Here is a 24552-nt window from a genome sequence, read left to right as displayed (position 1 = left end):
ACCCGCTTGCCCCGATCGGGGAGGACGTGCGGTGTGTCAAGCGCTCTCGAGTGTCGGAGGGCGCTCATAGACTGACGAGGTGGCGAACAGCAACGAACAGACCCTGCAGCAGGCATCGGCCGAGGCGGAGGAGCTCACCTCGCGGATCCTCGAGCTGCGCGACGCGTACTACGAGCGGGACGAGTCGCTCGCCTCCGATCAGGAGTACGACGCCATGATCAAGCGGCTCGACGAGCTCGAGCGGCTCTTCCCCGAGCTGCAGAGCCAGGACAGCCCGACCCAGACGGTCGGCGGCCGGGCGGAGACGACCCTCTTCGCACCGGTCACCCACCTCGAACGCATGCTGAGCCTCGACAACGTCTTCTCGATCGAGGAGTTCCTCGCTTGGGCGGCGAAGGTCGAGCGCGACGCGGACGGCGCCGTCCAGTACCTGTGCGAGCTGAAGATCGACGGCCTCGCCATCAACCTGCGGTACGAGCGAGGGCGCCTCGTGAGTGCGGCGACCCGCGGCGACGGGGTGGTCGGTGAGGACGTCACGGAGAACGTCCGCTACATCCGCTCCATCCCGAGCGTGCTGACCACCGCCGACACAGACGTCGAGGTCCCCGAGGTCGTGGAGGTGCGCGGCGAGATCTTCTTCCCCGTCGAGGCGTTCCGCGAGCTCAACGCCAACCAGGCGGCCGCCGGTGAACGGGTGTTCGCGAACCCCCGAAACGCGGCGAGCGGGTCGCTCCGTCAGAAGGCGGAGAGCAAGAACCCGGCGCAGCTCGCCCTCATGCACGACCGGCTCGGCCGGCTGCAGATGCTCGTCCACGGCATCGGCGCGTGGGAGCGCCCGCCGGTCGCGCGTCAGTCGCAGGTCTACGAGCTCCTCCACCGGTGGGGTCTGCCGACCTCGTCGCACTACCGGGTCCACGACGAAGCGACGGGGGCGGCCGAGTTCATCGAGTACTTCGGAGCGCACCGCGACAGCGTCGAGCACGAGATCGACGGGGTCGTCGTGAAGGTCGACGATCTGGCGCTCCACGGGGAACTCGGCGCGACGAGCAGGGCTCCGCGCTGGGCCATCGCCTACAAGTACCCGCCGGAGCAGGTGAACACCAAGCTCCTCGACATCGTGGTGAGCGTCGGGCGCACCGGCCGGGCCACACCCTTCGCCGTCATGGAGAAGGTCCTGGTCGCCGGCAGCGAGGTGCGCCAGGCCACGCTGCACAACCAGGACGTCGTGAAGGCGAAGGGGGTGCTCATCGGCGACACCGTCGTCCTCCGCAAGGCAGGCGACGTCATCCCCGAGGTCCTCGGTCCCGTGGTCGAACTGCGCGACGGTTCCGAGCGCGAGTTCGTGATGCCGGACGACTGCCCGGAATGCGGTACCACGCTCGCCCCTGCGAAGGAGGGCGACATCGACCTGCGCTGCCCGAACGCGCGGAGCTGCCCGGCGCAGGTCCGTGGCCGGGTGGAGCACATCGGTTCACGCGGAGCGCTCGACGTCGAAGCACTCGGTGAGGTGGCCGCAGCGGCGCTGACGCAGCCCCTGGAACCCGCAGAGCCGCCGCTGACCACCGAGGCTGGGCTCTTCTCGCTGACGATGGCCGACCTCTTCCCGGTGACGGTGGTCGTCCGCGACAACGAGACCGGCCTGCCGAAGCTCAACGAGGACGGCTCCGAGAAGCGCGTGACGCCGTTCCGCCGCCGTCGGGCGAAGAAGGACGGCGTGCACGACCCTGAGGCGTCGGAGTTCGACGGCGACGAGTCCTCGGTGCCCTCGAAGAACGCGGTCGAGTTGCTCGCCAATCTCGACGCCGCCAAGACGCGCCCGCTCGCCCGCTTGCTCGTCGCGCTGAACATCCGGCACGTCGGGCCCGTGGCGGCCAGGTCGCTCGCGGAGTACTTCGGCTCGCTCGACGCCATCCGGGCTGCGAGCCGCGAGGAACTGGCCGAGGTCGACGGTGTCGGCGGGATCATCGCCGACGCCCTCATGGCCTGGTTCGAGATCGACTGGCACCGCGAGATCGTCGACGAGTGGACGGCCGCCGGCGTGCAGTGGGCGACGCCCGGCCACCCCGGCCCGGGTGCCGCCGTCGCGGCGGGAGGCGTCCTCTCTGGCGTGACCGTCGTCGCGACCGGTTCTCTTGACGGGTTCACCCGCGAGGGCGCGTTGGAGGCCATCGTGCAGGCCGGGGGGAAGGCCGCATCGAGCGTCTCGAAGAAGACCGACTTCGTCGCCGCGGGTCCCGGAGCAGGGTCGAAGCTCGCCAAGGCCGAGGCGCTCGGCCTGCGGATCATCGACGCGGAGCAGTTCGCGATCCTGGTCTCGGAGGGGCCGGCAGCCCTCGGCGAGCCCGAGGCACCCGACGACGAGGCACCCGGCGACGAGGCTCCGTCCGACGAGGCTCCGGCGGCCGACTGAGGTCAGTGCCCGGCGGCATCCAGGAGGTCGTCCCTGACCTGGCGGCGGAGGACCTTGCCGATGAGCGACTTCGGGAGTTCGTCGACGACGACCACCCGCTTCGGCACCTTGTAGGGCGTGAGGATCTCGCGAGCCCACGCGCGGAGCGCCTCGGTGTCGACCGTGGCGCCCGGAGCGGCGACGACGGCCGCGACGACCTGCTCGCCGGAGTGCGGGTCGGGGATCCCGACGACGGCGGCGTCAGCGACGGAAGCGTGCCCGCGGAGGACCTGCTCGACCTCGCTGGGGGAGACGTTGAACCCGCCCGTGATGATGAGCTCCTTGATGCGGTCGACGACCATCATGAACCCCTCGTCGTCGATCGACACGATGTCGCCGGTGCGGAACCAACCTCCAGGGAGGAGCACGGCGGCGGTCTCCTCGGGCTTGTTGTAGTAGCCCCGGAACACCTGGGGTCCGCGGACGAGGAGCTCGCCGGGTTCACCGGCCGGCCGATCCGTCTCCGGATCGTCGGGGTCGACGACCCTGACCTCGGTGCTCGGCAGCGGGAGACCGATGGTGCCTGGCTTCCTCGCGGCCGACACCGGGTTGGCGGAGATCACCGGCGAGCACTCGGAGAGCCCGTAGCCCTCGACGAGGAACCCGCCGGACGCCGCTTCGAACGGCACGACGAGCTCGTGCGGCAGCGGCATGGCCCCGGAGATCGCGATCTCGGTGCCCTGCAGCGAGACGCCCTGCTCCGTCGCGGCCGCCAGGAGTCGGTCGGCGATGGGCGGCACTGCGGGCAGGAAGGTCGGAGGGTGCTTCTTCATGACCTTGAGGACGAGCGCCGGGTCGAACTTCGGGAACAGGACGAGTCGCGAGCCCATGCTCATGGCGAACGTGAGGCACAGTGTCAGTCCGTAGGCGTGGAACATCGGGAGGACCGCGTACACGACGGCCTCCCCGCGCTTCACCGTCGGCACCCAGGCGCGGGACTGTGCGGCGTTGGCGAGCAGGTTCCCGTGGGTCAGGGCCGCACCCTTCGGCGAGCCCGTCGTGCCGCTGGTGTACTGGATGAGCGCGAGCGCGTCGGTCGTCGGCTTCGGGTGCGTCGCCGGGAGTGACCCGGCGGTGAGGAGCCGCTCCCACACCACCGTGCCGGAGACCGGCGCGGTCAGCTGCGCGCGGGAGGCACGAGCCTTCGCGATCGGGAGCCGCAGAGCCAGGCGCATGTGGATCGGCATCGCACGGGTGACGTCGATCGTCACGAGCCCGTCCACCGCCAGATCTGCCGGGAAGTCCTGCAGGTGACCGGCGACCTTGTCCCAGACGATCGCGAACCGGGCGCGGTGGTCCTCGAACTGGTGACGGAGCTCCTGCGGCGTGTAGAGGGGGTTGTGCTCGATGACGACGGCACCGAGTCGGAGGACGGCGTAGAACGCGATGATGTGCTGCGGACAGTTCGGGAGCATGAGGGCGACCGGGTCGCCGGCCCGGACGCCGAGGTCTCGCAGGCCGGCCGCAGCCCGTGCGATCAGGGCGTCGAGTTCGGTGTAGGTGGTCGTCGAGCCGAAGAACTCGAGCGCGACCGCGTCCGGGTAGCTCGCCGCGGAGGCCTCCACGAGATCGCCGAGGCTGCCGGTCTGCTCGGGGATGTCGTCCGGGACGTCGGCGGCGTAGCTCGCCAGCCACGGACGCTCGTGCGGGGGACGGGGACGGCTGCTCGAGTCGTTCTGGCTCACCGTCCCACTGTAGGGGCGGAGGCCGACCGACGACCACGTCCCTGGCGAATAGACTGGAGCGACCGCCACCGCTACACGTACGGGAGACGCATGTCGGAAATCACCACCGAGCAGGTCGCACATCTCGCGACCCTCGCTCGCATCGCCCTGAGCCAGGACGAGATCGCCCACCTCACCACGGAGCTCGACTCCATCGTGGACAACATCGCGAAGGTGCAGCAGGTGGCCACACCTGACGTCCCGGCGACGAGCCACCCCATCCCGCTCGAGAACGTGTACCGCGACGACGTCGTCGGCAACACGCTCACCCGGGAGCAGGCACTCCAGAACGCACCGGAGTCGGCCGACGGCCGGTTCAAGGTCTCGGCCATCCTGGGGGAGGAGCAGTGAGCGGCCTCATCGGTCTGACGGCAGCCGAACTGTCGTCCAAGCTCCGCGCCGGTGAGGTGTCGAGCGTCGAGGTCACCCAGGCGCACCTCGACCGCATCGCCCAGGTCGACGGCGACGTCCACGCCTTCCTGCACGTCTCGGACCACGCGCTCGACGTCGCCTCCGACATCGACGCGCGTCGTGCAGCCGGTGAGGAACTCGGAGAACTGGCCGGCGTCCCCCTCGCGATTAAGGACGTGCTCGTCACCACCGACATGCCGTCGACGTCGGGCAGCCGCATCCTCGAGGGATACCTGTCGCCCTTCGACGCCACCGTCGTCGCCCGATCGCGGGCCGCGGGCCTGGTGCCGCTCGGCAAGACGAACATGGACGAGTTCGCCATGGGGTCGAGCACGGAGCACTCCGCGTACGGCCCGACCCACAACCCGTGGGACCTCGACCGCATCCCCGGTGGTTCCGGAGGTGGCTCGGCCGCAGCGGTCGCCGCGTTCGAGGCACCCATCGCGCTCGGGAGCGACACCGGCGGCTCGATCCGTCAGCCGGCGCACGTCACCGGGACGGTCGGCGTGAAGCCCACCTACGGAGCGGTGAGCCGCTACGGTGCCATCGCCCTGGCATCCTCGCTCGACCAGGTCGGACCGGTGAGCCGGACGGTCCTCGACTCGGGGTTGCTGCACGACGTCATCGCCGGGCACGACGCGCTCGACTCGACCTCCCTCCGCGACGCCTGGCCCTCGATGGCCGCAGCGGCTCGGGAGGGTGCCCGCGGCGACGTGCTGCGCGGTCTCCGCGTCGGCGTCGTCAAGGAACTCAACGGCGACGGCTTCCAGGCCGGCGTGAAGAGCCGCTTCCAGGAGGCCCTCGCGGTACTCGAGGCGAACGGCGCCGAGATCGTGGAGGTGTCGGCACCGAACTTCGAGTACGCGGTCGCCGCCTACTACCTGATCCTCCCCGCCGAGGCGTCCAGCAACCTCGCGAAGTTCGACTCAGTGCGGTTCGGTATGCGCGTCACCCCCGAGGGCGGCGGCACGGTCGAGCAGGTGATGTCCGCCACCCGCGAGGCCGGGTTCGGCCCCGAGGTGAAGCGCCGCATCATCCTCGGCACCTACGCCCTGAGCGCCGGGTACTACGACGCCTACTACGGGAGCGCCCAGAAGGTGCGGACACTCATCCAGCGCGACTTCGCCGCGGCGTTCGACCAGGTCGACGTCCTCGTGAGCCCGAGCGCGCCCACGACGGCGTTCAAGCTCGGCGAGCGCATCGACGATCCGCTGGCGATGTACCTCAACGACGTCACCACCATCCCGGCGAACCTCGCCGGGGTCCCGGGCATCAGCGTCCCGATCGGGCTCGCCCCGGAGGACGGCCTGCCCGTCGGCATCCAGTTCATGGCGCCAGCACGAGAGGACGCCAGGCTCTACCGGGTCGGCGCCGCTCTCGAGGCGCTCCTCGAATCGACGTGGGGGCACACCCTCATCTCGCAGGCACCCGCTCTCGGAGGTCGGTAACCATGGCCAAGGACAAGCTCCTCTCCTACGAGGAAGCCCTCGAACTGTACGAGCCCGTGCTCGGGTTCGAGGTGCACGTCGAGCTCAACACCAAGACGAAGATGTTCTCCTCGGCGCCCAACGGATTCGGCGACGCACCGAACACGAACATCTCGCCGGTGTGCCTCGGTCTGCCCGGCTCGCTTCCAGTGGTCAACGAGCAGGCGGTGCGGTACTCGATCAGCCTCGGGCTCGCCCTCGGCTGCTCGATCGCCCCGTCGAGCCGCTTCGCGCGGAAGAACTACTTCTACCCCGACCTCGCGAAGAACTACCAGATCTCGCAGTTCGACGAGCCCATCGCCTTCGAGGGTTCCGTCGACGTCGAGCTCGCCGACGGCACCATCGTCACCGTGCCGATCGAACGCGCGCACATGGAGGAGGACGCCGGCAAGCTCACGCACATCGGCGGTTCGACCGGGCGCATCCAGGGTGCCGAGTACTCGCTCGTCGACTACAACCGCGCCGGCGTGCCGCTCGTGGAGATCGTCACCAAGCCGATCTACGGCACCGAGCACCGGGCGCCGGAGATCGCGAAGGCCTACGTCTCCGCGATCCGCGACATCGTCGTGGCGCTCGGCATCTCCGACGCGAAGATGGAGCGCGGGAACCTCCGCTGCGACGCCAACATCTCGCTGCGCCCGCGTGGCCAGGAGAAGCTCGGCACGCGTACGGAGACGAAGAACGTCAACTCCCTCCGGTCGGTGGAACGTGCCGTGCGCTACGAGATCCAGCGTCAGGCCGCGATCCTCAAGGACGGCGGGTCCATCGTCCAGGAGACGCGTCACTGGCACGAGGACACCGGCGCCACCTCCGCGGGGCGTCCGAAGAGCGACGCCGACGACTACCGCTACTTCCCGGAGCCCGACCTGCTCCCGGTCGTGCCGTCGCCCGAGCTCATCGAGGAACTGCGCGCAGCGCTCCCTGAGCAGCCTGCCGTCCGTCGGCGCCGCCTGAAGGGCGAGTGGGGCTTCACCGACCTGGAGTTCCAGGACGTCGTGAACGGTGGCCTCCTGAACGAGATCACCGCGACCGTCGCGGCGGGCGCCACGCCGACCGCTGCGCGCAAGTGGTGGACGGGCGAGATCTCCCGGCTCGCGAACCAGCGCGACGTCGAGGCGACGAGCCTGGTCTCACCTGAGCACGTCGCCGCCCTCGCTGCGCTCGTCGAGGACGGGACGCTCAACGACAAGCTCGCCCGACAGGTGCTCGAGGGTGTCATCGACGGCGAGGGGACCCCGCAGGAGGTCATCGACGCGCGAGGCCTCGCGCTCGTGTCCGACGACGGCCCCCTGATCGCCGCCATCGATGAGGCGCTGGCCGCCCAGCCGGACGTCCTCGCGAAGATCCGCGACGGCAAGGTCCAAGCCGCCGGTGCGGTCATCGGTGCCGTGATGAAGGCGATGCGCGGACAGGCGGACGCCGCACGGGTCCGCGAGCTCGTCCTGGAGCGCGCCGGGCAGTAGCTCCCGCGCCAGCGACATCGGGTCCGGACGGCAGTCGCGCACTGCCGTCCGGGCCCGTTTCTCCGCCGCTGGGAAGCCCTGGCGCGCGTCTCGGGTGCGGCATACACTTCGGCCATGCTGGTCGAAGGCACCATGCGTTGGCAGGTCACCGAGGACGCCCCGATGGCCCTCATGCTCGCGCTCGCCTTCCGTTCCATGGCCGGTCTCGGGAGCCGATGCGTCGGCCAGCTCCCAGCAGTGGCCCCCGCACCTGATCCGGTCTACGTCACCGACCTCGACCGCGAGGCCCTGGCGCTCCAGTTCGACGGTTGGTGGACGGGGATCGCGCGGCGTGACACGCGGCTGTTCATGCCGGAGGTCCGTCCTCCCCATTTCGAGGTCTTCGATCGCGCCCTCGAACTGCAGGAACTCGCCTATCGTGCCTATGATGACGCCCACCGGTGGGCCACGGACAGGATCCGCGAGTACGAGATCGCTCTGGCCGCACGCTCACCGAGCAGACTCGCCGACGTCTACGAGCTCATCCGCGAGCGCCAGTTCGAGTTGCGTCGGCAATCCAGCTCGTTCCGACTGGACCTCGAGGTGCTTCCGATCTGCCGACCGGGTGCCTGGGTCGTCGCACCCGACACGATCGTGGTCAGCGAGTCGCTCCGGGACGACCGGGAGGCGTTTCGCGAGTGGCTACGCCCGCTGGTCCACGGCTTGGTCTGATCCGCTCGAGACGCGAGCGACCGGCCTGCGGGTCGGGTTCAGGAGCGCGACCGCGATGATCGAACCGGCGGCTCCGGCAGCGGCCATCAGGGCGGTGAGCGGGTGGGAGATCTCCGCGAAGGGCATGATGAACGCGCTCACGAGTGCGATCCACACGGCGGCCTGCGCCGGCTTCCGCTCCGGGTCGAGGCGGAGTCTCCTGGGGTGCTCGACGCGACCGAGGAGCGCTCCGACGCCCGCGAGGAGGACCGCGACGACGAGGAGCACGACCGGTCGGGTCCACCACCACGCGGCGGTCAACGGCTCCGCGAAGGGGATGCCGAGGGCGAGCTGCAGACCCGCGACGGCGATGATGAGGGGCAGGTGCCAGAGGTACACCGTCATGAGTCGTGACCCGATGAGGAAGACGACCGCCCGGGCCACGCGTGTCCGCATGATGGCGGTGAGCAGAGGGTGCACCAGGGCGAGCAGGGCGAGCTGCCCGACGCCGAGGACGACGAGGGGGAGCGTGGGCGGATTGAGGTTGCCGAGCATGCTGGTCGAGTACGGCAGCCAGGTCGTGATCGGCACGAGCGCACCGTAGGCGGCAAGCACCACGGCAACGAGGACGAGACGCGGAACGGCGCGGAGCCGGCCATCGGCCAGGAAGAACCCGAACTGCTGCAACAGCGGCCAGACGAACACGAGATTGACGAGACCGATGCCCAGGAGGCCGGTCGAGTAACGGACGACGTCGACGAGGATCACGCCGGCCAGCAGTGCCGCACAGGTCAGGAAGGGGTGGCGGTCGTGGCGGGTGGCGAGGAACGGGGCGACCGCCTGGCACAGCAGGTAGGCGGCCAGGAACCAGAGCGGGGACCCGACGCCTGCGGCGACGGCCTCGATGATGGCGGGGTCGACACCGAGCGCCCCGGCGAGCCACAGCCCCGCGGCGAGGAAGAGCAGGACCGGGATCGTCGGCAGGGCGAGTCGGAACACCCGGGACCGGAGGAAGTCGCTGGTCCCGCCACCACGTCGGACGGTGCTGCGCCAGCCGGTGATCGTCGCGAAGCCGCCCACGATGAAGAACAGCGGCATGATCTGGCCGAACCAGGTGCCCGTGTCGAACCAGGGCTGCTGCTCCAATGCTCGGGAGATGCCGATGGTGCCGTCCGGTGCCACCGCCACCGCGACCATGAGGAGGTGGACGATCACGACCGTCACGACGCACGCGACGCGCACGAGGTCGAGGGCGAGGTCCCGCCCGGACAGATCTGGGACCGCCGGGGCCTGCCCGGTCGTCGTTGGCGTGCTCATCGCCGGACAGCCTAGCGCCGCCGGGGCGTCGCGTATCGGCCCCTGTGGACCGCGTGTCGGTGGCGGCTGCGACAATGGGGGCATGAGTCGGCAGGATGGAGCGTCGCGCCGCGTGTCGGCGGACGATGCCGACGACAGCGGTACGCCGATCCTGCACGTGGACATGGACGCCTTCTTCGTCTCGGTCGAACTGTTGGAGCGGCCCGAGCTGCGTGGCCTGCCCATCATCGTCGGCAACAAGGAGGGCCGCTCGGTCGTCACCTCCGCGAGCTACGAGGCCCGCAAGTACGGCGTGCGCGCAGCGATGCCGGTGTCCCAGGCCATGCGGCTGTGCCCGAGCGCGGTCGTCCTCCCGCCGCATCACGGCCGATACCGCGAGTACTCGGATCGCGTCATGGAGGTCTTCGAGTCGGTGACGCCGCTCGTCGAGCCGCTGAGCATCGACGAGGCGTTCCTCGACGTCTCCGGGGCGGTCCGGTTGCTCGGGAGTCCGCGGACGATCGCGGCGCTCGTGAAGCAACGGGTCCTCGACGCCACCGGGCTCCCGTGCTCGGTCGGCCTCGCAGCGACGAAGTACGTGGCGAAGCTCGCGTCCGGGCTGTCGAAGCCCGACGGCCTCCTCGTCGTGCCGGCTGCCGAGACGCTCTCCTTCCTGCACCCGTTGCCGGTGGGAGCGCTGTGGGGCGTCGGGGGACGAACCGAGGAACAGCTCACGAACCGCGGTATCAGGACCATCGGTCAGCTCGCCTCCACTCCGTTGTCCATGCTGCAGCGCGCCGTCGGCGAGGCGTCCGGACGCCGGCTCCTCGAGCTCGCGAACGGCATCGACCCGCGCGGGATCGAGTTGGCGCGGCGGGAGAAGAGCGTCAGCCACGAAGTGACGTTCCCGACGGACGTCGCGGATCCCACCGTGTTGAAACGCGAGCTGTTGAACCTGGCCGGACTCGTCGCGATCCGCCTCCGGAAGGGCGGGTACGCCGGCCGGACCATCAGCATCCGTGTCCGCTACGCCGACTTCAGCCTCGTGACCCGGTCACGGACCATCGGCGAGGCGACGAACGTCGGGCGCCGCGTCTACGACGAGGCGGCGTCGCTCTTCGACGACCTCGATCGGGGTGGGCGTCTGGTCCGCCTCGTCGGCGTGAAGGTCGATCAACTGGTGCCCGCCGAGGAGGCCGGTTCGGCGCTGTGGGATCCCGACGAGGAGTGGCGCGGTGCCGAACAGACCATCGATCGGGTGGCCAGCCGCTTCGGCGACCTCGCGATCGCTCCAGCCTCGCTCCTCGGGAAACCGCGGCGACGAGGCCTCGGGAGTCGAGGCGACTCGCAGGGTGCTGGGAGCACGGATCAACCCCTTGGACCGGCGGATGCGCAGCGGTAGCGTGGCAGCATGACGAATCTCGTGGAGAAGCTGGCAGAACAGACCAAGGGGCTCGGCGTGACCGCGGCCTACGGAGAGCAGCAGGACATCGACGGCACCAAGCTCGTGCCGGTGGCGCTGACGTACTACGGCTTCGGTGGCGGGTCCGAGGGAGACGGCGACGACGCGCCCAGTGGCGGTGGAGGCGGCGGCGTCTCCATCCCCGTCGGCGCCTACATCAAGACGGACGAGGGCCTCCGGTTCGACCCGAACCTCATCTCGCTGATCGCCGTCGCCATCCCGTTCATCTGGGTGAGCGGCAAGGCCCTGTCCGGGCTCATCAAGGCGCTCAAGAAGTAGCCTTCCCCCGTCGAACCCCTGTCGAGTGATCCTGCGCGGCAGGGGTTAGACTCGTGCCACCACGGGAGTCCGGTGAACCGGGCTGAGAGGAAGGTATTCGCCTTCGACCGTCGAACCTGATCTGGATCATGCCAGCGCAGGGAGACCATTTCTCGCTATCCCGTGCTCTTTTCCGTCTACAGGAAGGGCACGTATCGTGTCAGCATCGACCAAAATCTCCTCGTCTGAACGCGCCGCCGCGCGGAACCTCCGCTGGAGGGTCGTCGACATCGTCGTGGTCGCCGTCCTCGGCGTCGCCACCGGCCTCATCTTCTGGGCGTGGAACACGCTCGGATCGCTCTGGTACGCCGGAGCGAGTGCCGTGACGCCCGGCTTCGGCGGCATCGCCGTCGGCATCTGGCTGCTCGGCGGCGTCCTCGGCGGGCTCATCATCAGGAAGCCCGGCGCGGCCGTCCTCGTCGAGACCATCGGGGCCGTCGTCTCCGCGCTCATCGGCAACGCGTGGGGCATCACCACCGTGTACTCGGGCCTCGCCCAGGGGCTCGGAGCCGAGCTCATGTTCGCCGCGCTGGCCTACAAGCGTTTCGGCCTCGTCCCGGCCATCCTCGCCGGTGCGGGCGCCGGTGCCGGCGCATGGCTGCTCGAGCTGTTCATGTCGGCGAACCTGGAGAAGGGTGCCGAGTTCAACGCGATCTACCTCGGCTCACTGCTCGTCTCCGGCGCGATCCTCGCTGGCGTCGTCGGTTGGGTCCTCGTCAAGGCGCTCGCCTCTACGGGCGCGCTCAGCCGGTTCGCCTCAGGGCGGGACGCGCGGCGCGAGGTCTGAGCGTGGTCGGTGCGACCGGTCCGGCGCGCGTCGTCGCCCAGGACTGGGGGTGGCGTCACGCCGGTCGGAAGGCATGGGCGGTCAGCGACCTCGACCTCGTCATCGAACCGGGGGAGCGGGTCCTCCTCCTGGGCGCGTCCGGCGCCGGCAAGTCGACCCTGATCCATGCGCTCGCCGGTGTCCTCGGGGGAGCGGACGAGGGTGAGGCTCGCGGGTCGCTGCTTGTGGACGGGGTCCCGCCGGAACAGGCCAGGGGTCGGATAGGCCTCGTGCTGCAGGATCCCGATTCGCAGGTCATCCTGTCCAAGCTCGGCGACGACGTCGCGTTCGGCTGCGAGAACCTCGGGGTCGAGCGCGAGGAGATCTGGCGACGGGTCGTCTCGTCGCTGCAGGCCGTCGGCCTCGACCTCCCGTTGGACCACCCGACCTCGGCGCTGTCGGGCGGACAGAAGCAGCGGCTCGCCCTCGCCGGGGTGCTTGCCATGCAGCCCTCGCTCCTCCTGCTCGACGAGCCGACCGCCAACCTCGACCCGATCGGCGTCACTGAGGTCAGGGACGCCGTCGCGCGGGTGGTCGACGACGGTTCGTCGACCCTGGTCGTCATCGAACACCGGGTCGACGTCTGGCGCGATCTGATGACGCGGGTCGTCGTGCTCGATGCGGATGGAGGGGTCCTCGCGGACGGTGCTCCCTCCGTGGTCCTCGACGATGTCGGGCGCAGGCTCGCCGACGCCGGCGTCTGGGTACCGGGCATCCCGCTGGGGCTGCCGCCCCGCCGGATAGTGCAGCCGAACGCAGCCGTCTTGACGACGTCCGATCTGACGATCGGACGGGTCCGCTCCCAGCCGGTGCAGGCGCACCTGGACCTCGCCGTGCCGGAGGGCGCCGCCACGGTGATCGTCGGCCCCAACGGGGCCGGGAAGTCGACGTTGGCCCTCACCTTGGCCGGTCTGCTGCCCGAGCTCGCCGGAACCGTGGACGCTGGCCGCCGGCTCGCCGGGGGGATCGGTCCACGGCCCATCCGCTGGAAGTCGACCGAGCTGCTCACCCGCATCGGGACGGTCTTCCAAGACCCGGAGCATCAGTTCGTCGCCGCGACCGTGCGCAAGGAGCTCGGCGTCGCCCTGCAGGCGCTGCGATGGACACGCGCCGCGATCGACGAGCGGGTCTCCGCCGTCCTCGAAGCGCTCGGCTTGGCCGGACTCGCCGAAGCGAACCCGTTCAGTCTCTCTGGCGGACAGAAGCGGCGATTGTCGGTCGCCACCGTGCTCGTGGCACGACCTGCTGTGCTCGTCCTCGACGAGCCGACGTTCGGCCAGGACCGGCTGACGTGGTTGTCGCTCATGCGGCTGCTGCAGCTGGAGCTCGAACGGGGCGCGACGATCGTGTCGGTCACCCATGATCCAGGGGTCATCGAGCATCTGGGCGACCATCGGATCCTGCTCGAGCCGCGATCGGCTGCGGGGCGCGCCGCATGACGCGCGTCACAGCACCGGACCGTCGCTCGACCCTGCCTCGTCAAGCGCCGCTCGACCGGGTGAACCCGGTGACGAAGGTGCTCGCGGTGCTCATCCTGTCGATCCCGCTGCTGCTCACGCTCGACTGGGTCAGCGCCACCGCGGCGGTCCTCCTCGAGATGGCCTTGCTCCCGCTGTCCGGTCTCCGGCTGTCGACGTTCCTGAAGCGGTCGATCCCGGTGCTCGTCTTCGCGCCCATCGGCGGGATCAGCATGCTGCTGTACGCCAAGCCGGGCGGGACGGAGTACCTGTCGCTCGGCTTCGTTCGGGTGACCGACAACTCGATCGACTTGGCCGTCGCCGTGACCATCCGGGTGCTGGCACTCGGCCTGCCGACGATCCTGCTCTTCGCGCGGGTGGATCCGACCGACCTGGGCGACGGGCTGTCCCAGATCGCGAAGCTCCCGTCGCGGTTCGTCCTCGGGATCCTTGCGGGGGCGCGGATGCTCGGACTCTTCATCGACGATTGGCGCAGTCTGGCACTCGCCCGCCGTGCCCGAGGGCTCGGCGACCGTGGGGCTGTCCGGCGCTTCGCATCGATGGCGTTCGTGCTGCTCGTGTTCGCCATCCGCCGGGGGAGCAAGCTCGCGACGGCGATGGAGGCACGGGGCTTCGGCGCCCCGGTCGAACGCACGTGGGCGAGGCCGTCGCGGCTCGGCGTGATCGATCTCGTGGCGGTCCTGGTGGCGGTCGCGATCATGGCCGTCGCCCTGTCCATGGCCGTCCTCGCCGGCACGTTCCGGTTCGTGGGTCAATGAGTGCTCCAGCGCCCGTCCTCCTGATCGACGGGCGGTCGGGTACCGGGAAGACGACGCTCGCCTCCTCGGTGGCTGCATCGTTGACGGCGAGCACCGTCGTCCACATGGACGACCTGTATCCGGGATGGGACGGCCTCGACGATGGCTCGCGCCTCCTCGTGGAGTGGATCCTGACCCCGTTCGCCGATCGGCGGCCGGGGGAGTGGTGGCGGTGGGACTGGGAACGGTCGGAGCGTGCGGAGCGGCATACCGTCGTGGCCGACCGGCCGCTCATCGTGGAGGGCTGCGGGTCCTCGTCGAGCGCGTCGCGGGTCCTCGCCGACACGGTGCTGTGGCTCGACGCGCCGGTGGACCAGCGCACCGACCGGCTCGTCGGCCGCGACGACGGCGTCGACTGGCTCGCAGCGTGGACGCTCCAGGAGGATACGTTCATTGAACGGGAGTGTCCCGATCGCGACGCCGATCTGGTGGTCGAGGCGACGGGGTCGGCGGCGGCGGTCGGTGCCCGCGTGTTGAGCGTGCTCGAGCGTGACGACCGTTGGCGGCCCTGGCTCCGCGCCTGATGCGGACGCGGCCGGTGACGGTCTCGCTTCTGACTCCGCACACGGGCATACAACGCTTGACGCGGGGCCGAGGGTCCATCTCCGGTCCCTGAGCTTGTCGAAGGGGTGCCCCCGGCAGGATTCGAACCTGCGACCAAGAGATGAGAAGGGTCCGCGAGATGTTCTGGGTGCCCCCGGCAGGATTCGAACCTGCGACCAAGAGATTAGAAGGCTCCTGCTCTATCCCCTGAGCTACGGAGGCGGGCATCCAACGATACCGCACGGCGCGCTCAACCTCGTTTTGTCAGCCGTTCGCGAATACTATATATTAGTATTTATGACTACAGATCGAATTCCCTGGTTCGACACCGCTCGCGGGTTCGCCGTCGTCCTCGTCGCGCTCGGGCACGCGACGATGATCCTCGTCGAGGAAGGGGTGTCCTCCCCGGTCTGGTATGTCCTGTCGCAGCTGGCGCTCGCCATTCGCATGCCGCTGTTCTTCACACTCTCCGGGATGCTCGCCATCCGGATCGTCAACCGGCCGTGGAAGGACCTCTGGGACCGCAGGCTCGCCCTGCTGCTCTGGATGATCCTGGTGTGGACGGTGATCCGGTTCGCCTGGTTCTCGCTCCTCCCGATCGATTCGTTCCCGCACTACGCCGACCCGGGCGTCGTGCTCATCAGCCCGCTCTGGCCGACCGGCATCTTCTGGTTCCTGCAGGCGCTCGCCCTCTACCTCGTCGCCGGCAAGGTGATGAACGGCAGAGTGCCCGTCTGGCTGCAGTTGTCGGGAGCCGCCGTCCTGTCGGCCGTCGCCCTGGGTGCCCTCGGGAGTGAGAGCGGGAGCTATCAGCGCGCTGCAGGCTATCTCTTCTTCTTCCTGCTTGGTCTGCACGGGCGTCAACGGATCGTCGCTCTGGCCGAGCGCCGTCGCCCGCTCGTCGCTGCCGGTCTCCTCGCGGCAGTGGTCCTCGCTTCAGGGCTGATCTTCGCGGTCGACCTCGACCAGGTGCCCGGGGTGCTGACGGCTCTCGGTGTCCCGGCCGTCCTCGCCGCCGTGCTGGCGCTCCGTGCCATCGACGGGACGTCCGTCGCCCGGATCCTGCAGTCGGTGGGGCGTCACAGTCTCCCGGTCTTCGTGATCCACGTGCTGGTCATCGGAGGGATCACCAGGGCGCTGCTCCTGCTCCCCGAGGTGCCCGCACCCGTCCAGGCGGTCCTGCCGCCGGTGGTCGCGACACTCGCGGTGGTGTCGAGCCTGGTCGTCTGGAGGCTGACGCGCCGGGTTCCGGGTCTGTACACGGCGCCGCGGATCCTCACGACCCGGAGCCGTCTCCGCACCTCCGCCGTGTGAGCGGCGTTCCGCTCAGGGCAGGACGGAGTGACGCCGGCGGGACGTCAGCCGACGACGATGCCGAGGACGCCGGCCACGAGCGACAGGGCGGCGAGGACGAGGGCGATGCTGATGAGGATGACGTGCACGCGGAGGAAGGTGGTGGCGCGGCCCTGTGCGTCCCGTGCGCGCGGGTCGGCGACGATCCGTTTGAGGAAGCGCGGCCAGACGACGACGTTGTAGACACCGTTGATGAGCAGGAGGACGGAGACGGCGATGATCACCGCTCGAGTCTACGGAAGCGGCCGCGTCGGTGGTGCTGAGTAGACTCGACCCATGAGCACAGCTGGGGACCGACTGGTCTGGATCGACTGCGAGATGACCGGACTCGAGCTGGAGGTCGACGAACTCGTCGAGATCGCCGTCGTGATCACCGACTTCGAGTTGAACATCCTCGATCCGGGCTACTCGGTCGTCATCAAGCCCGACCAGTCGGCTCTCGACAACATGGGCGAGTTCGTCACGAACATGCACCAGACCTCGGGGCTCCTCGAAGAGATCCCGAACGGCGTGAGTGTCGCCGACGCGGAGTTCCAGGTGATCGAGTACATCCAGCGGTTCGTGCCCGACGAGTCGAAGGCGCCCTTGGCCGGCAACACCATCGGGACGGACCGCGCGTTCCTCGCCCGCTACATGCCGCGTCTCGACGCGCACCTGCACTACCGCAACGTCGACGTCTCCTCCATCAAGGAGCTCGCCCGCCGTTGGTACCCGCGGGTGTACTTCAACGCTCCGTCCAAGCACGGTGGTCACCGTGCCCTGGCAGACATCCTGGAGTCGGTCCGCGAGCTCGCGTACTACCGCGGTGCGCTGTTCGTCGACCTGCCCGGCCCGAGCTCGGACGATGCGAAGCAGGTTTCGGAGGCGGTCGTGTCACGATACTCCCCGAACATGTAATAGACTCGTCCAGTCGCTTGTGACGCGGTCTCCGCGGAGCAGGTCGCATGGTGGGTATAGCTCAGTTGGCAGAGCGCCTGGTTGTGGTCCAGGAGGTCGCGGGTTCAAGCCCCGTTACTCACCCCATGTCGTACAGAAGCCGGAGGACTCCTCCGGCTTCTGTCGTATCCGGGGAGCACAGGCATGCTGGAGTTGGACACCGAGGCGTTCGAGGCGCTGGTCGTCGAGGAACTCGACCGGTTGCCCGATGAGATGGTGGACGGGCTCGACAACGTCGTCTTCGTGGTCGAGGATCGCCCCGAGAACGGCACGCTCGACACGCTGGGCCTCTACGACGGTGTGGCCCTGACAGAACGAGACCGCTACGGCTTCGGTGAGATGCCGGATCGGATCATCGTCTACCGCGAGCCCCATCTGGCGGCGTGCGAGTCGCTCGACGAACTCGCCGACGAGATCCACACCACCCTCGTCCACGAGATCGCCCACTTCTACGGCATCGACGATGAACGCCTGCACGAGCTCGGGTGGGCCTGACCGTCGTCCTGTCTGCTGGCGAGTGTTTCCAGCGTGTTGCGGCTGCCTCGGAGTTCCGTGCCGGTCCGTGTAGAGCGGGTAGCCTGGTCGCATGCGCGAGATCCAGGCCCGCATCATTGCGGAACTCCATGTCAGCCCCACGATCGACCCGGCGGCGGAGATCCGTTCGCGGATCGACTTCCTGAAGTCCTACCTGCAGGCCACGCACACGAAGGGGTTCGTCCTCGGGATCAGCGGCGGGCAGGACTCCTCGCTCGCCGGGAGGTTGTGCCAGCTCGCGGCCGAGGAGGTCCGGGCAGAGGGTGGCGAAGCGCGGTTCGTCGCCGTACGGCTGCCCTACGCCGTGCAGCACGACGAGGAGGACGCCCAGCTGGCGCTGTCGTTCATCCGCCCGGACGAGTCGATCGTGTTCAACATCCAACGGGCGGTCGATGGATTCGAAGCTGAGTTCGCGGACGCGACCGGTCAGCCGCTCAGTGATTTCGTGAAGGGGAATGCGAAGGCGCGCGCTCGGATGGTCGCGCAGTACGCGATCGCCGGACAGCAGGGCCTCCTGGTCGTCGGTACGGATCACGCGGCGGAGGCGGTCACGGGCTTCTTCACCAAGTTCGGTGACGGCGGTGCCGACGTCCTACCGCTGAGCGGGTTGTCGAAGCGCCAGGGGCGGGCGCTCCTGGAGTCGCTGGACGCCCCGGAGCGGCTCTACCTGAAGGCTCCGACGGCCGATCTGCTCGACGGCACGCCCGGACAGACCGACGAGGACAACCTGGGCCTCAGCTACCAGCAGATCGACGACTTCCTCGAGGGACACGACATCGATGCTGCGGCCGCGGAAGCGATCGAGGCTCGCTACGCGACCACCGAGCACAAGCGCCAGCTCCCGGTGAGCAAGTTCGACAGCTGGTGGCACTGAGCCGGTTCTCCTGAGATGAAGACGGCGGCCCGATCGGATGATCGGGCCGCCGTTCTCGCGTGTCGTCGAGTCGTCAGCTGACGCTGGACGGCTTGCGCTCGGCCTCGAGGACCTTGACGTCGTCGATGATGCGCTGGGTGGTGCTGGTGTTGATGGTGCCGCCGGTGGAGCGGGTGATGTCCCCGGGCCGGGATCCTGTGGTGGCCGCCGGCTTCACCTCGGCGTACTGCTCGTGGTGCTGCTTGGCGACCCAGGACTCCTGCTCGGCGATGAGGGCCTGCTCCGACCCTGCCGACTCGGCGCGCCAACGACGGAGGTCCGCCTCGAAGTCCTTCCGCGCCCGCGCAGGCTTCTTCGACCACTCGACGAGACGGTCGCGGAACTCCTCGACCACGGGGTCGAGCTCGTACCCGTAGGTCGCGGAGTTGCGTTTCATCTCGTGCAGCTGATGGTTCGCCCAGTCGGCGGCGACCGCCGCGCCCTTGACCGGGCTGAGCCGGACGAGGGTGTCGGTCTGCGCGACCGCGCGATCGCTGAGCACTTGCTCCTGCGGGGTGAGCGAGTTCCAGACGCTCGCCTCGGTGGCTGCGTCGACGAGCGCCATGATCGCCGCCTGCTTCTGCTCGCGATCGCGCTGATCGACGATGCCACGGAGCGCACGACGACTGGCGCCGGCGGCGACGAGGGAGGACACCACGACGGCCACGATGAAGAGGGCCGCAGCGAACAGCATGGGGCGGACCTCCGAAGAGGTCACCCACTCGACGAGATCATTCCACCATTGCATGCGCCGAACGTTACCCCTCGTTCGGGCGTGAACGCGGACGACGCCCCGCAGGCGACGGGATCCGCCCTGGCGCCCGGGATCAGCTGCGGAACGCGTCGATCGCGACCGCCAGATCGGTGAAACTACCGAGCGGGGCGTAGGCGAGTGCGGCAGGGCGGAACCGACTGGCGCGGTACTCGGCCCCGCCCTCGGCACCGACGGCCTCGATGTTGCCGAGGACGCGGCCGTCGGCGCTCGTCACGCGCCAGTACCCGGGACGGATGCTCAGCGCGTTGGGCATGGGGACTCCTCGTGTATCGATCGGCGCGGCCTCCCGGCGAGTGCCGGCTGGTATGGCTCAGCGTATGACCGACCACCGACATCGGGCTCGGCGGAATCGTGCGAGCGTCCTCCACAGGTGCGCCGGGGGTTGTGGACGTCGACGAGCTGCGGTTGGCCGACCGGTGGGCGCTCGTGATCGGAGAGGCTGACGGTGCGTCCGGGGCGGTGAACGGCACGGACCCGCCCCGGACGCACGGCCGGTCCGCCGCATGGATCGAGACACCGAGCTGAGAGGAACAGATGAATGACCAGATCACCGTCTGCGGACACGTCGCGACGGAACCGAAGCACCACCGAACCGCCTCCGGGCTGGATATCACGAGCTTCCGTCTCGCGTGCCAGCAGCGTCGCTACGACCAGAAGCAGGGCACGTGGGTCGCGCAGGAGACGAACTGGTACACGGTGAGCGCCTTCCGAGGCCTGGCGACCGCGGCCACCGAGTCGCTGGTGAAGGGCCAGCGCGTCATCGTGCTGGGGAGGCTGCGGATCCGCGACTGGGAGCAGGGTGAACGACGCGGGACCTCGGTCGACATCGAAGCCGATCACCTCGGCTCCGACATCTCCTGGCAGCCGAGGGCCGCATCGGAGTCGTCCGGCGCGCGCGAGACGAGCACGGCGGGCTCTCCGGCAGGACCGGCGTCGGCCGGCGCGGCGGCGGAGTGGGCGCCGGCACCGCCCCAGGACACGCCGTTCTGACGCGCCGCGTAGACTGCTCGACGTGCAGAAGAGCCCTCGCGATCGCCCCGCCTCCGTCGTCAGCCCGGTCCGTCGTCGCTCGTCGTCGGTCGGACTCGGCGTGGTCGTGGTGCTCGGTGCCCTCGGTCTCGGCCTGACCGGCTGCGCGCAGCCTGCGCCAGTCCCGACGCCCACGGCGACCCAGGCGCCGACGCCCACCGAGACGCCGGCAGCGGCACCCGTGCTGCAGCCGGGGGGTACCGCCGCCGACAACCTGCCCTTCTTCGACACGGTGAACGCGGAAACCCTGGCGGCGAATCCGGCTGCCGGAGGCCAGGCCATCATCGACGGGCTCGTGGCGGCAGGGTTCCCGAAGGCGGAGATGGAGGTCTCCTCCGACACCACGAGCATCGGTGAGCCGGCGGACTCGATCCAGTTCTCCATCCGGTGGCAGGGACAGTGCATCCTTGGGCAGAACGGGCCGGCGACGGGGTATCACTCCTCCGTGGTCCCGCTGCTCGACACCGGCCGGTGCCTCATCGGCGCCACGCGTCCGATTGACTGGTAGAGCCGCCGTCCGCTTCCGAGCTGATGTAAGCGGTGGGCATTCCATAACCTGACATTTCAGATATCGCCACCTCCCGGGCGGCTCGATCCGGAATCGAGGGCTTGCATGACCGCCAACCCATCACCTGGTGGGGAACCTGCCGCCGAGGCCGTCTTCCTGGCCGACGAATGTCTGGACGTGGCGGCGACGGCGCTAGCGCACGCGCTCCAGGCTCGGCATCTGGCGCTGATCGCCCTCGGCGGCATGATCGGCGCCGGGCTCCTCGTTGCGTCGAGCACGGCGATCCTCACAGCAGGGCCCGGCGTGATCCTCGCGTACGCCCTGGCCGGCGTGGTCGTGGTGCTCGTCATGCGCATGCTGGGGGAGATGGCCTCCGCGTCGCCCGAGACCGGGTCGTTCTCCGCCTACGCCTCGCGATTCATCGGTCCATGGGCCGGTCTCGCGATCGGATGGCTCTACTGGTGGTTCTGGGTTGTGGTCGTCGGCATCGAGGCGACGGCCGCGGTGCAGATCGTCAGCTAGTGGGTGCCCGGTCTCCCGCAGTGGATCCCGGCGCTCATGATCACCGTCGCGTTCCTCGCCGCCAACCTCGTCTAGGTGAAGTCGTTCGGAGAGTTCGAGTTCTGGTTCTCGTCGATCAAGATCACGGCCGTGATCCTGTTCATCGCGCTCGGCTTGCTCATCATCGTCGGCGTCATCCCGGCCGAGACGGCGACCGTCGCCAACCTCACTCCGACCGACGGGGGCTTCCTGCCGTTGGGTGTCGGCGGCGTCCTGGCGGCGCTGCTACCGATCATCTTCTCGATGTTCGGTGCCGAGGTCGCCACGATCGCGGCGGGAGAATCGGTGGACCCGAAGGGTGCCGTCCGGCGAGCGGCGAACTCGGTCGTCTGGCGGATCCTGCTGTTCTACATTGGCTCGATCCTGGTCGTCCTCATCGTGGTGCCGTGGACGGAGATCGCGCCGGGAATCAGTCCCTTCGTCACCATGCTGCACGCAGTCGGGATCCCCGGTGCCGGGGTGGCGATGGACATCATCGTCTTCACGGCTCTGCTGTCGACGCTCAACGCCTCGCTGTACACGGCGTCGCGCATGCTGTTCTCACTCGGCGGCCGCGGGGAGGCCCCGCGAGCGGTCCGCGCGAGGACGCGACGCGGCACACCGGCGGTAGCGATCCTGTGCTCGGCCGTCATCGGGCTCGTGCGCGTCCCGTTGAACTACCTCACACCGGACGAGGTCTTCACGTTCCTCGTCGACTCCACCGGCGCGATCGCGATCTTCGTGTGGATCGTGATCGCCGTGGACCAACTGCGCAGCCGACGGTTCGATCAGATCTCGGCGTCGGAGAGCAGCGACCGCGTCGGCGGGATCCGCATGGGGACACCCGTGGCTCACGGTCGTGGTAATCGTCGCGCTTGTCGCGCTGCTGGTGTCGATGTTCTTAGGCGGACCCGCCCGGCTCCTCGAGGTGACGACGAGTTGCGCGATCGCGGCGGCGGCCGTCGCCGCGGGCGTCGTCGTGCAGCACAAACGGAGGGTCCGCCCGGCGGCTGAACGTCGGCATAGCGGAATACAATCCGATGCATCTAGACCGAGCTGTAGCGACTGCGAAGGTGCCCAGAGAGACACTGGCGACCGTCCTCCGACCACATCGAGTCATGGCCGAGCCTGGTGATTGGCTAGGCAAGCCTGACCGGCGGTCGGCAACGGAGGGGAGGGGATTCCTGCGTCAGCTACCGATTTAGACAGTCGTAGTTTTGCCCTGCGCATCAGCGGGCACTGCAATTCGGGACTAGTTGGCGGACTTCGCGAGATGACCACGCCAGGCTCGTCGTCGCCTCCGGATCTCCTCTTGCGCAGTCAGCCCTCTCGCGGAGCACTGGAGCGCTGCACCTATGGCGCTGAAGTCAGTGACCAAAATACTCTCGGTGGTTGCCGTCGAGTAGGGACATTGATCGACCGAGGCCGATATCATCAAGGCCATGCGCTCTTCCTCCGGATCCGATTCAAACTTGACTGTCCCTTGGAAGATCGTGGCGATGATTGCCACCCTTCTAATGTTGGTAGCGCTTGCCACGGTCATCGTGGTGGTCGCAACAAAGGATGCGGATATCCTCTCCGTCGTCGCGCTCTCTCTAGCTATCCTGGCGTTCATCGCTCAGCTTTTAGTATTCGTTATCCAGGAGACATCCGGCGCCACGCAGCGTGTCCGTGCGCAAGAACTTCATGGCGCAACTATGGCGGCATTAGCCAGTATTGAGGAAAAGTCCGAGGGTACGAAGCAAATGGTCAATACCCTTCAGGATCGGGTGCTCCAATCGCTCCTACAGAAGGGAATTGCTCCCGGCGAGGTGAACGAATCTAGCGCGCTGGGTTTGGCAACCCTGAGTTCACCCGAGTTGAATGTCGCCTTTACACCCGTCAGCAGTGGTGACGCGGCCCGATCTGCAACGCCGAAGAAGAAGTGGGACCCGTTGCAGGTACCCAATGGGCAGCGGCGGGAGATGGCAGTTTCGGCACTCGAGGCACTGGATGAAGACGAAGTAGACGAGCTGATCGGGCTTGCTGAAGATCACTTGGAATTCCAGGAATCAAGCCTCGGTCCGGGTATTAAGTTCGTGTCAAGGCCCACCCGACTCATGGAAAAGGGTTTAATCAAGCGTATTCGCAGAGATTGGTCGAAAGTACCGCTTTTTGTTCTCACTGAGCTGGGGCGTGATGTGGCGGCATTGCTGGTGCTGCCTGACATAGACGCCGCCGAGGATGCGGTTCTGCGTGGTCGATCTGTCGTCCAGAGACTTCGATCCAGGAATGCTGAACGAGCCGATCTGGACCACTTCCCGGACTTGCCAGTTCAGCCGGACTGAGCCTCTGCATTAACGTCGCGACCCGTGTGATGCACACCTGGATCACTCATGCAGAGTGCTAACTTGAGCACTCGGATGCGAATCAAGTGCACTCGACTATGGGCTCTCGAGCTTGCCTGAGGCGCGCGTCATGGCTGCGCACATGGATTCGGCGGATACTCCAGCTAGTAGGCAGCGTTGCTTGGCGCCTCTGCGCCACCATGCCTTGGTCTCCACCTGCGGATATACGAAAGCCCTGGTAATTCCTAGCCCACAGCTCGCGTCGGGTGGGGCTTAGGTTCGCGGGCCGAATCCACGCCGTGGCACCCCATTGGCGCGACGCCGTCGAGCTCTCAAACACCGACGGTTGTCGCACGTAAATCTGCGTGAAATCGGCGAAACACCTTGTCAGGAGAGACGCCGAGCTTCGCAGTGAATCGACTCAGACGCCCGCAAGCCCCCGGGCGGACAGCTGGTCGGCCGAGTCTGAGACGGGCCGGACTCGACTATCTCGCGGACCTGGTCGTCGCGGTATTGAAGTTGTCGACTCGTTTAGTGTCTTCATGGAAATAGTTCGCGACCTAGGTTGTCAGTCACCGAGTCCGCGGGGTGCATTCAGACCGCGATGCAGGAGGCCGGGCATGCTGCGGCGTAGAGGTTTCGGGCGGCGCACTTTCCGCCGCAGCCGCAACAGGAGAGTGTCGACGATGCTCG

23 protein-coding genes, 2 tRNA genes, 1 pseudogene and 1 riboswitch are annotated in these 24552 nt (G+C 68.4%); of the genes and pseudogenes, 20 read left to right on the top strand and 6 right to left on the bottom strand.

Annotation, left to right across the window (positions count from 1 at the left end; translation table 11 throughout):
- The first annotated feature begins 79 nt into the window (after window positions 1-79).
- Window positions 80-2410: an NAD-dependent DNA ligase LigA gene (ligA, locus tag QRN27_RS01375; protein WP_285040445.1), complete on the top strand. Its 2331-nt coding sequence runs from the start codon at window positions 80-82 to the stop codon at window positions 2408-2410.
- A gap of 2 nt (window positions 2411-2412) precedes the next feature.
- Here the strand turns inward: ligA and QRN27_RS01370 are convergent, their stop codons facing one another.
- Window positions 2413-4134 carry a long-chain-fatty-acid--CoA ligase gene (locus QRN27_RS01370; RefSeq protein ID WP_285040444.1) on the bottom strand — a complete coding sequence of 574 codons (1722 nt, stop codon included), beginning with the start codon at window positions 4132-4134 and terminating at the stop codon, window positions 2413-2415.
- A 90-nt stretch (window positions 4135-4224) separates the two neighbouring features.
- Between QRN27_RS01370 and gatC the strand changes: the two genes are divergently transcribed.
- The 4 genes from gatC to QRN27_RS01350 all read left to right on the top strand — a co-directional run bounded on the left by gatC (window position 4225) and on the right by QRN27_RS01350 (window position 8245).
- Complete coding sequence (gene gatC, locus QRN27_RS01365; RefSeq protein ID WP_056006781.1) at window positions 4225-4524, top strand: Asp-tRNA(Asn)/Glu-tRNA(Gln) amidotransferase subunit GatC; 300 nt, start codon at window positions 4225-4227, stop codon at window positions 4522-4524.
- Window positions 4521-6032 carry an Asp-tRNA(Asn)/Glu-tRNA(Gln) amidotransferase subunit GatA gene (gatA, locus tag QRN27_RS01360; protein ID WP_285040443.1) on the top strand — a complete coding sequence of 504 codons (1512 nt, stop codon included), beginning with the start codon at window positions 4521-4523 and terminating at the stop codon, window positions 6030-6032. Before gatC ends, gatA begins: the two co-directional genes overlap by 4 nt.
- Window positions 6033-6034: 2 nt before the next feature.
- The gene (gene gatB / locus QRN27_RS01355; RefSeq protein ID WP_285040442.1) at window positions 6035-7534 is read left to right on the top strand and encodes an Asp-tRNA(Asn)/Glu-tRNA(Gln) amidotransferase subunit GatB; all 1500 of its coding nucleotides are present in this window, start codon (window positions 6035-6037) and stop codon (window positions 7532-7534) included.
- A gap of 114 nt (window positions 7535-7648) precedes the next feature.
- Window positions 7649-8245 carry a hypothetical protein gene (locus QRN27_RS01350; protein WP_285040441.1) on the top strand — a complete coding sequence of 199 codons (597 nt, stop codon included), beginning with the start codon at window positions 7649-7651 and terminating at the stop codon, window positions 8243-8245.
- Here the strand turns inward: QRN27_RS01350 and QRN27_RS01345 are convergent.
- Complete coding sequence (locus QRN27_RS01345) at window positions 8216-9541, bottom strand: acyltransferase family protein (RefSeq protein WP_285040440.1); 1326 nt, start codon at window positions 9539-9541, stop codon at window positions 8216-8218. The genes QRN27_RS01350 and QRN27_RS01345 overlap by 30 nt on opposite strands.
- Before the next feature lie 82 nt (window positions 9542-9623).
- Here QRN27_RS01345 and dinB point away from each other — a divergent pair, with 82 nt between their 5' ends.
- The 6 genes from dinB to QRN27_RS01315 all read left to right on the top strand — a co-directional run bounded on the left by dinB (window position 9624) and on the right by QRN27_RS01315 (window position 14925).
- Window positions 9624-10922: a DNA polymerase IV gene (gene dinB / locus QRN27_RS01340; RefSeq protein ID WP_285040439.1), complete on the top strand. Its 1299-nt coding sequence runs from the start codon at window positions 9624-9626 to the stop codon at window positions 10920-10922.
- A 9-nt stretch (window positions 10923-10931) separates the two neighbouring features.
- A complete protein-coding gene (locus QRN27_RS01335; RefSeq protein WP_056778008.1) occupies window positions 10932-11261 on the top strand; it encodes a hypothetical protein in 330 nt (109 codons plus the stop codon).
- 51 nt (window positions 11262-11312) lie between these two features.
- Window positions 11313-11421: riboswitch (TPP riboswitch) on the top strand.
- Window positions 11422-11457: 36 nt separating this feature from the next.
- A complete protein-coding gene (locus tag QRN27_RS01330) occupies window positions 11458-12087 on the top strand; it encodes an ECF transporter S component (protein ID WP_285040438.1) in 630 nt (209 codons plus the stop codon).
- Window positions 12088-12089: 2 nt separating this feature from the next.
- Window positions 12090-13565, top strand: a complete 1476-nt coding sequence (locus QRN27_RS01325) for an ABC transporter ATP-binding protein (protein WP_285040437.1) — start codon at window positions 12090-12092, stop codon at window positions 13563-13565.
- Window positions 13562-14362: an energy-coupling factor transporter transmembrane component T family protein gene (locus QRN27_RS01320; protein WP_285040436.1), complete on the top strand. Its 801-nt coding sequence runs from the start codon at window positions 13562-13564 to the stop codon at window positions 14360-14362. Before QRN27_RS01325 ends, QRN27_RS01320 begins: the two co-directional genes overlap by 4 nt.
- Window positions 14359-14925 carry a nucleoside/nucleotide kinase family protein gene (locus QRN27_RS01315; RefSeq protein WP_285040435.1) on the top strand — a complete coding sequence of 189 codons (567 nt, stop codon included), beginning with the start codon at window positions 14359-14361 and terminating at the stop codon, window positions 14923-14925. Before QRN27_RS01320 ends, QRN27_RS01315 begins: the two co-directional genes overlap by 4 nt.
- A 168-nt stretch (window positions 14926-15093) precedes the next feature.
- Here the strand turns inward: QRN27_RS01315 and QRN27_RS01310 are convergent.
- Window positions 15094-15166, bottom strand: a tRNA-Arg gene (locus QRN27_RS01310).
- Between the two features lie 75 nt (window positions 15167-15241).
- Between QRN27_RS01310 and QRN27_RS01305 the strand changes: the two genes are divergently transcribed.
- A complete protein-coding gene (locus QRN27_RS01305; protein WP_285040434.1) occupies window positions 15242-16258 on the top strand; it encodes an acyltransferase family protein in 1017 nt (338 codons plus the stop codon).
- A gap of 44 nt (window positions 16259-16302) precedes the next feature.
- On the opposite strand, the gene QRN27_RS01300 is transcribed toward QRN27_RS01305, so the two are convergent.
- Complete coding sequence (locus tag QRN27_RS01300) at window positions 16303-16521, bottom strand: SCO4848 family membrane protein (RefSeq protein WP_285040433.1); 219 nt, start codon at window positions 16519-16521, stop codon at window positions 16303-16305.
- Window positions 16522-16573: 52 nt separating this feature from the next.
- Here QRN27_RS01300 and orn point away from each other — a divergent pair, with 52 nt between their 5' ends.
- The 4 genes from orn to nadE all read left to right on the top strand — a co-directional run bounded on the left by orn (window position 16574) and on the right by nadE (window position 18641).
- Window positions 16574-17194, top strand: a complete 621-nt coding sequence (gene orn, locus QRN27_RS01295; RefSeq protein WP_285040432.1) for an oligoribonuclease — start codon at window positions 16574-16576, stop codon at window positions 17192-17194.
- Between the two features lie 50 nt (window positions 17195-17244).
- Window positions 17245-17320 (top strand) — tRNA-His (locus tag QRN27_RS01290).
- Window positions 17321-17377: 57 nt separating this feature from the next.
- On the top strand, window positions 17378-17728 hold the full coding sequence (locus QRN27_RS01285) for a metallopeptidase family protein (RefSeq protein WP_285040431.1): 351 nt from the start codon (window positions 17378-17380) through the stop codon (window positions 17726-17728).
- Between the two features lie 91 nt (window positions 17729-17819).
- Window positions 17820-18641 (top strand): NAD(+) synthase, encoded by an 822-nt coding sequence (gene nadE, locus QRN27_RS01280; protein ID WP_285040430.1) that lies wholly within the window; start codon window positions 17820-17822, stop codon window positions 18639-18641.
- Between the two features lie 73 nt (window positions 18642-18714).
- Here nadE and QRN27_RS01275 read toward each other — a convergent pair whose 3' ends face one another.
- Both QRN27_RS01275 and QRN27_RS01270 read right to left on the bottom strand, forming a co-directional pair.
- Window positions 18715-19428 carry a hypothetical protein gene (locus QRN27_RS01275; RefSeq protein WP_285040429.1) on the bottom strand — a complete coding sequence of 238 codons (714 nt, stop codon included), beginning with the start codon at window positions 19426-19428 and terminating at the stop codon, window positions 18715-18717.
- Window positions 19429-19507: 79 nt separating this feature from the next.
- Window positions 19508-19708, bottom strand: a complete 201-nt coding sequence (locus QRN27_RS01270; protein WP_285040428.1) for a hypothetical protein — start codon at window positions 19706-19708, stop codon at window positions 19508-19510.
- Window positions 19709-19989: 281 nt separating this feature from the next.
- Between QRN27_RS01270 and QRN27_RS01265 the strand changes: the two genes are divergently transcribed.
- From QRN27_RS01265 to QRN27_RS01250, 4 genes and pseudogenes are all read left to right on the top strand, one after another.
- A complete protein-coding gene (locus tag QRN27_RS01265) occupies window positions 19990-20445 on the top strand; it encodes a single-stranded DNA-binding protein (RefSeq protein ID WP_285040427.1) in 456 nt (151 codons plus the stop codon).
- A gap of 22 nt (window positions 20446-20467) precedes the next feature.
- Entirely contained in the window at window positions 20468-20992 is a 525-nt protein-coding gene (locus tag QRN27_RS01260) for a DUF6993 domain-containing protein (RefSeq protein ID WP_285040426.1), read from the top strand.
- A gap of 105 nt (window positions 20993-21097) precedes the next feature.
- Window positions 21098-22546 (top strand): annotated as a pseudogene (locus tag QRN27_RS01255) (amino acid permease).
- Window positions 22547-22974: 428 nt separating this feature from the next.
- Window positions 22975-23859, top strand: coding sequence for a hypothetical protein (locus QRN27_RS01250; RefSeq protein WP_285040425.1), 885 nt, complete (start codon window positions 22975-22977; stop codon window positions 23857-23859).
- Window positions 23860-24552: the final 693 nt, after the last annotated feature.

The organism is Plantibacter sp. LMC-P-059a (assembly GCF_030209505.1).
GTDB lineage: Bacteria > Actinomycetota > Actinomycetes > Actinomycetales > Microbacteriaceae > Plantibacter.
This window is presented reverse-complemented; position numbering and strand designations above follow the sequence as displayed.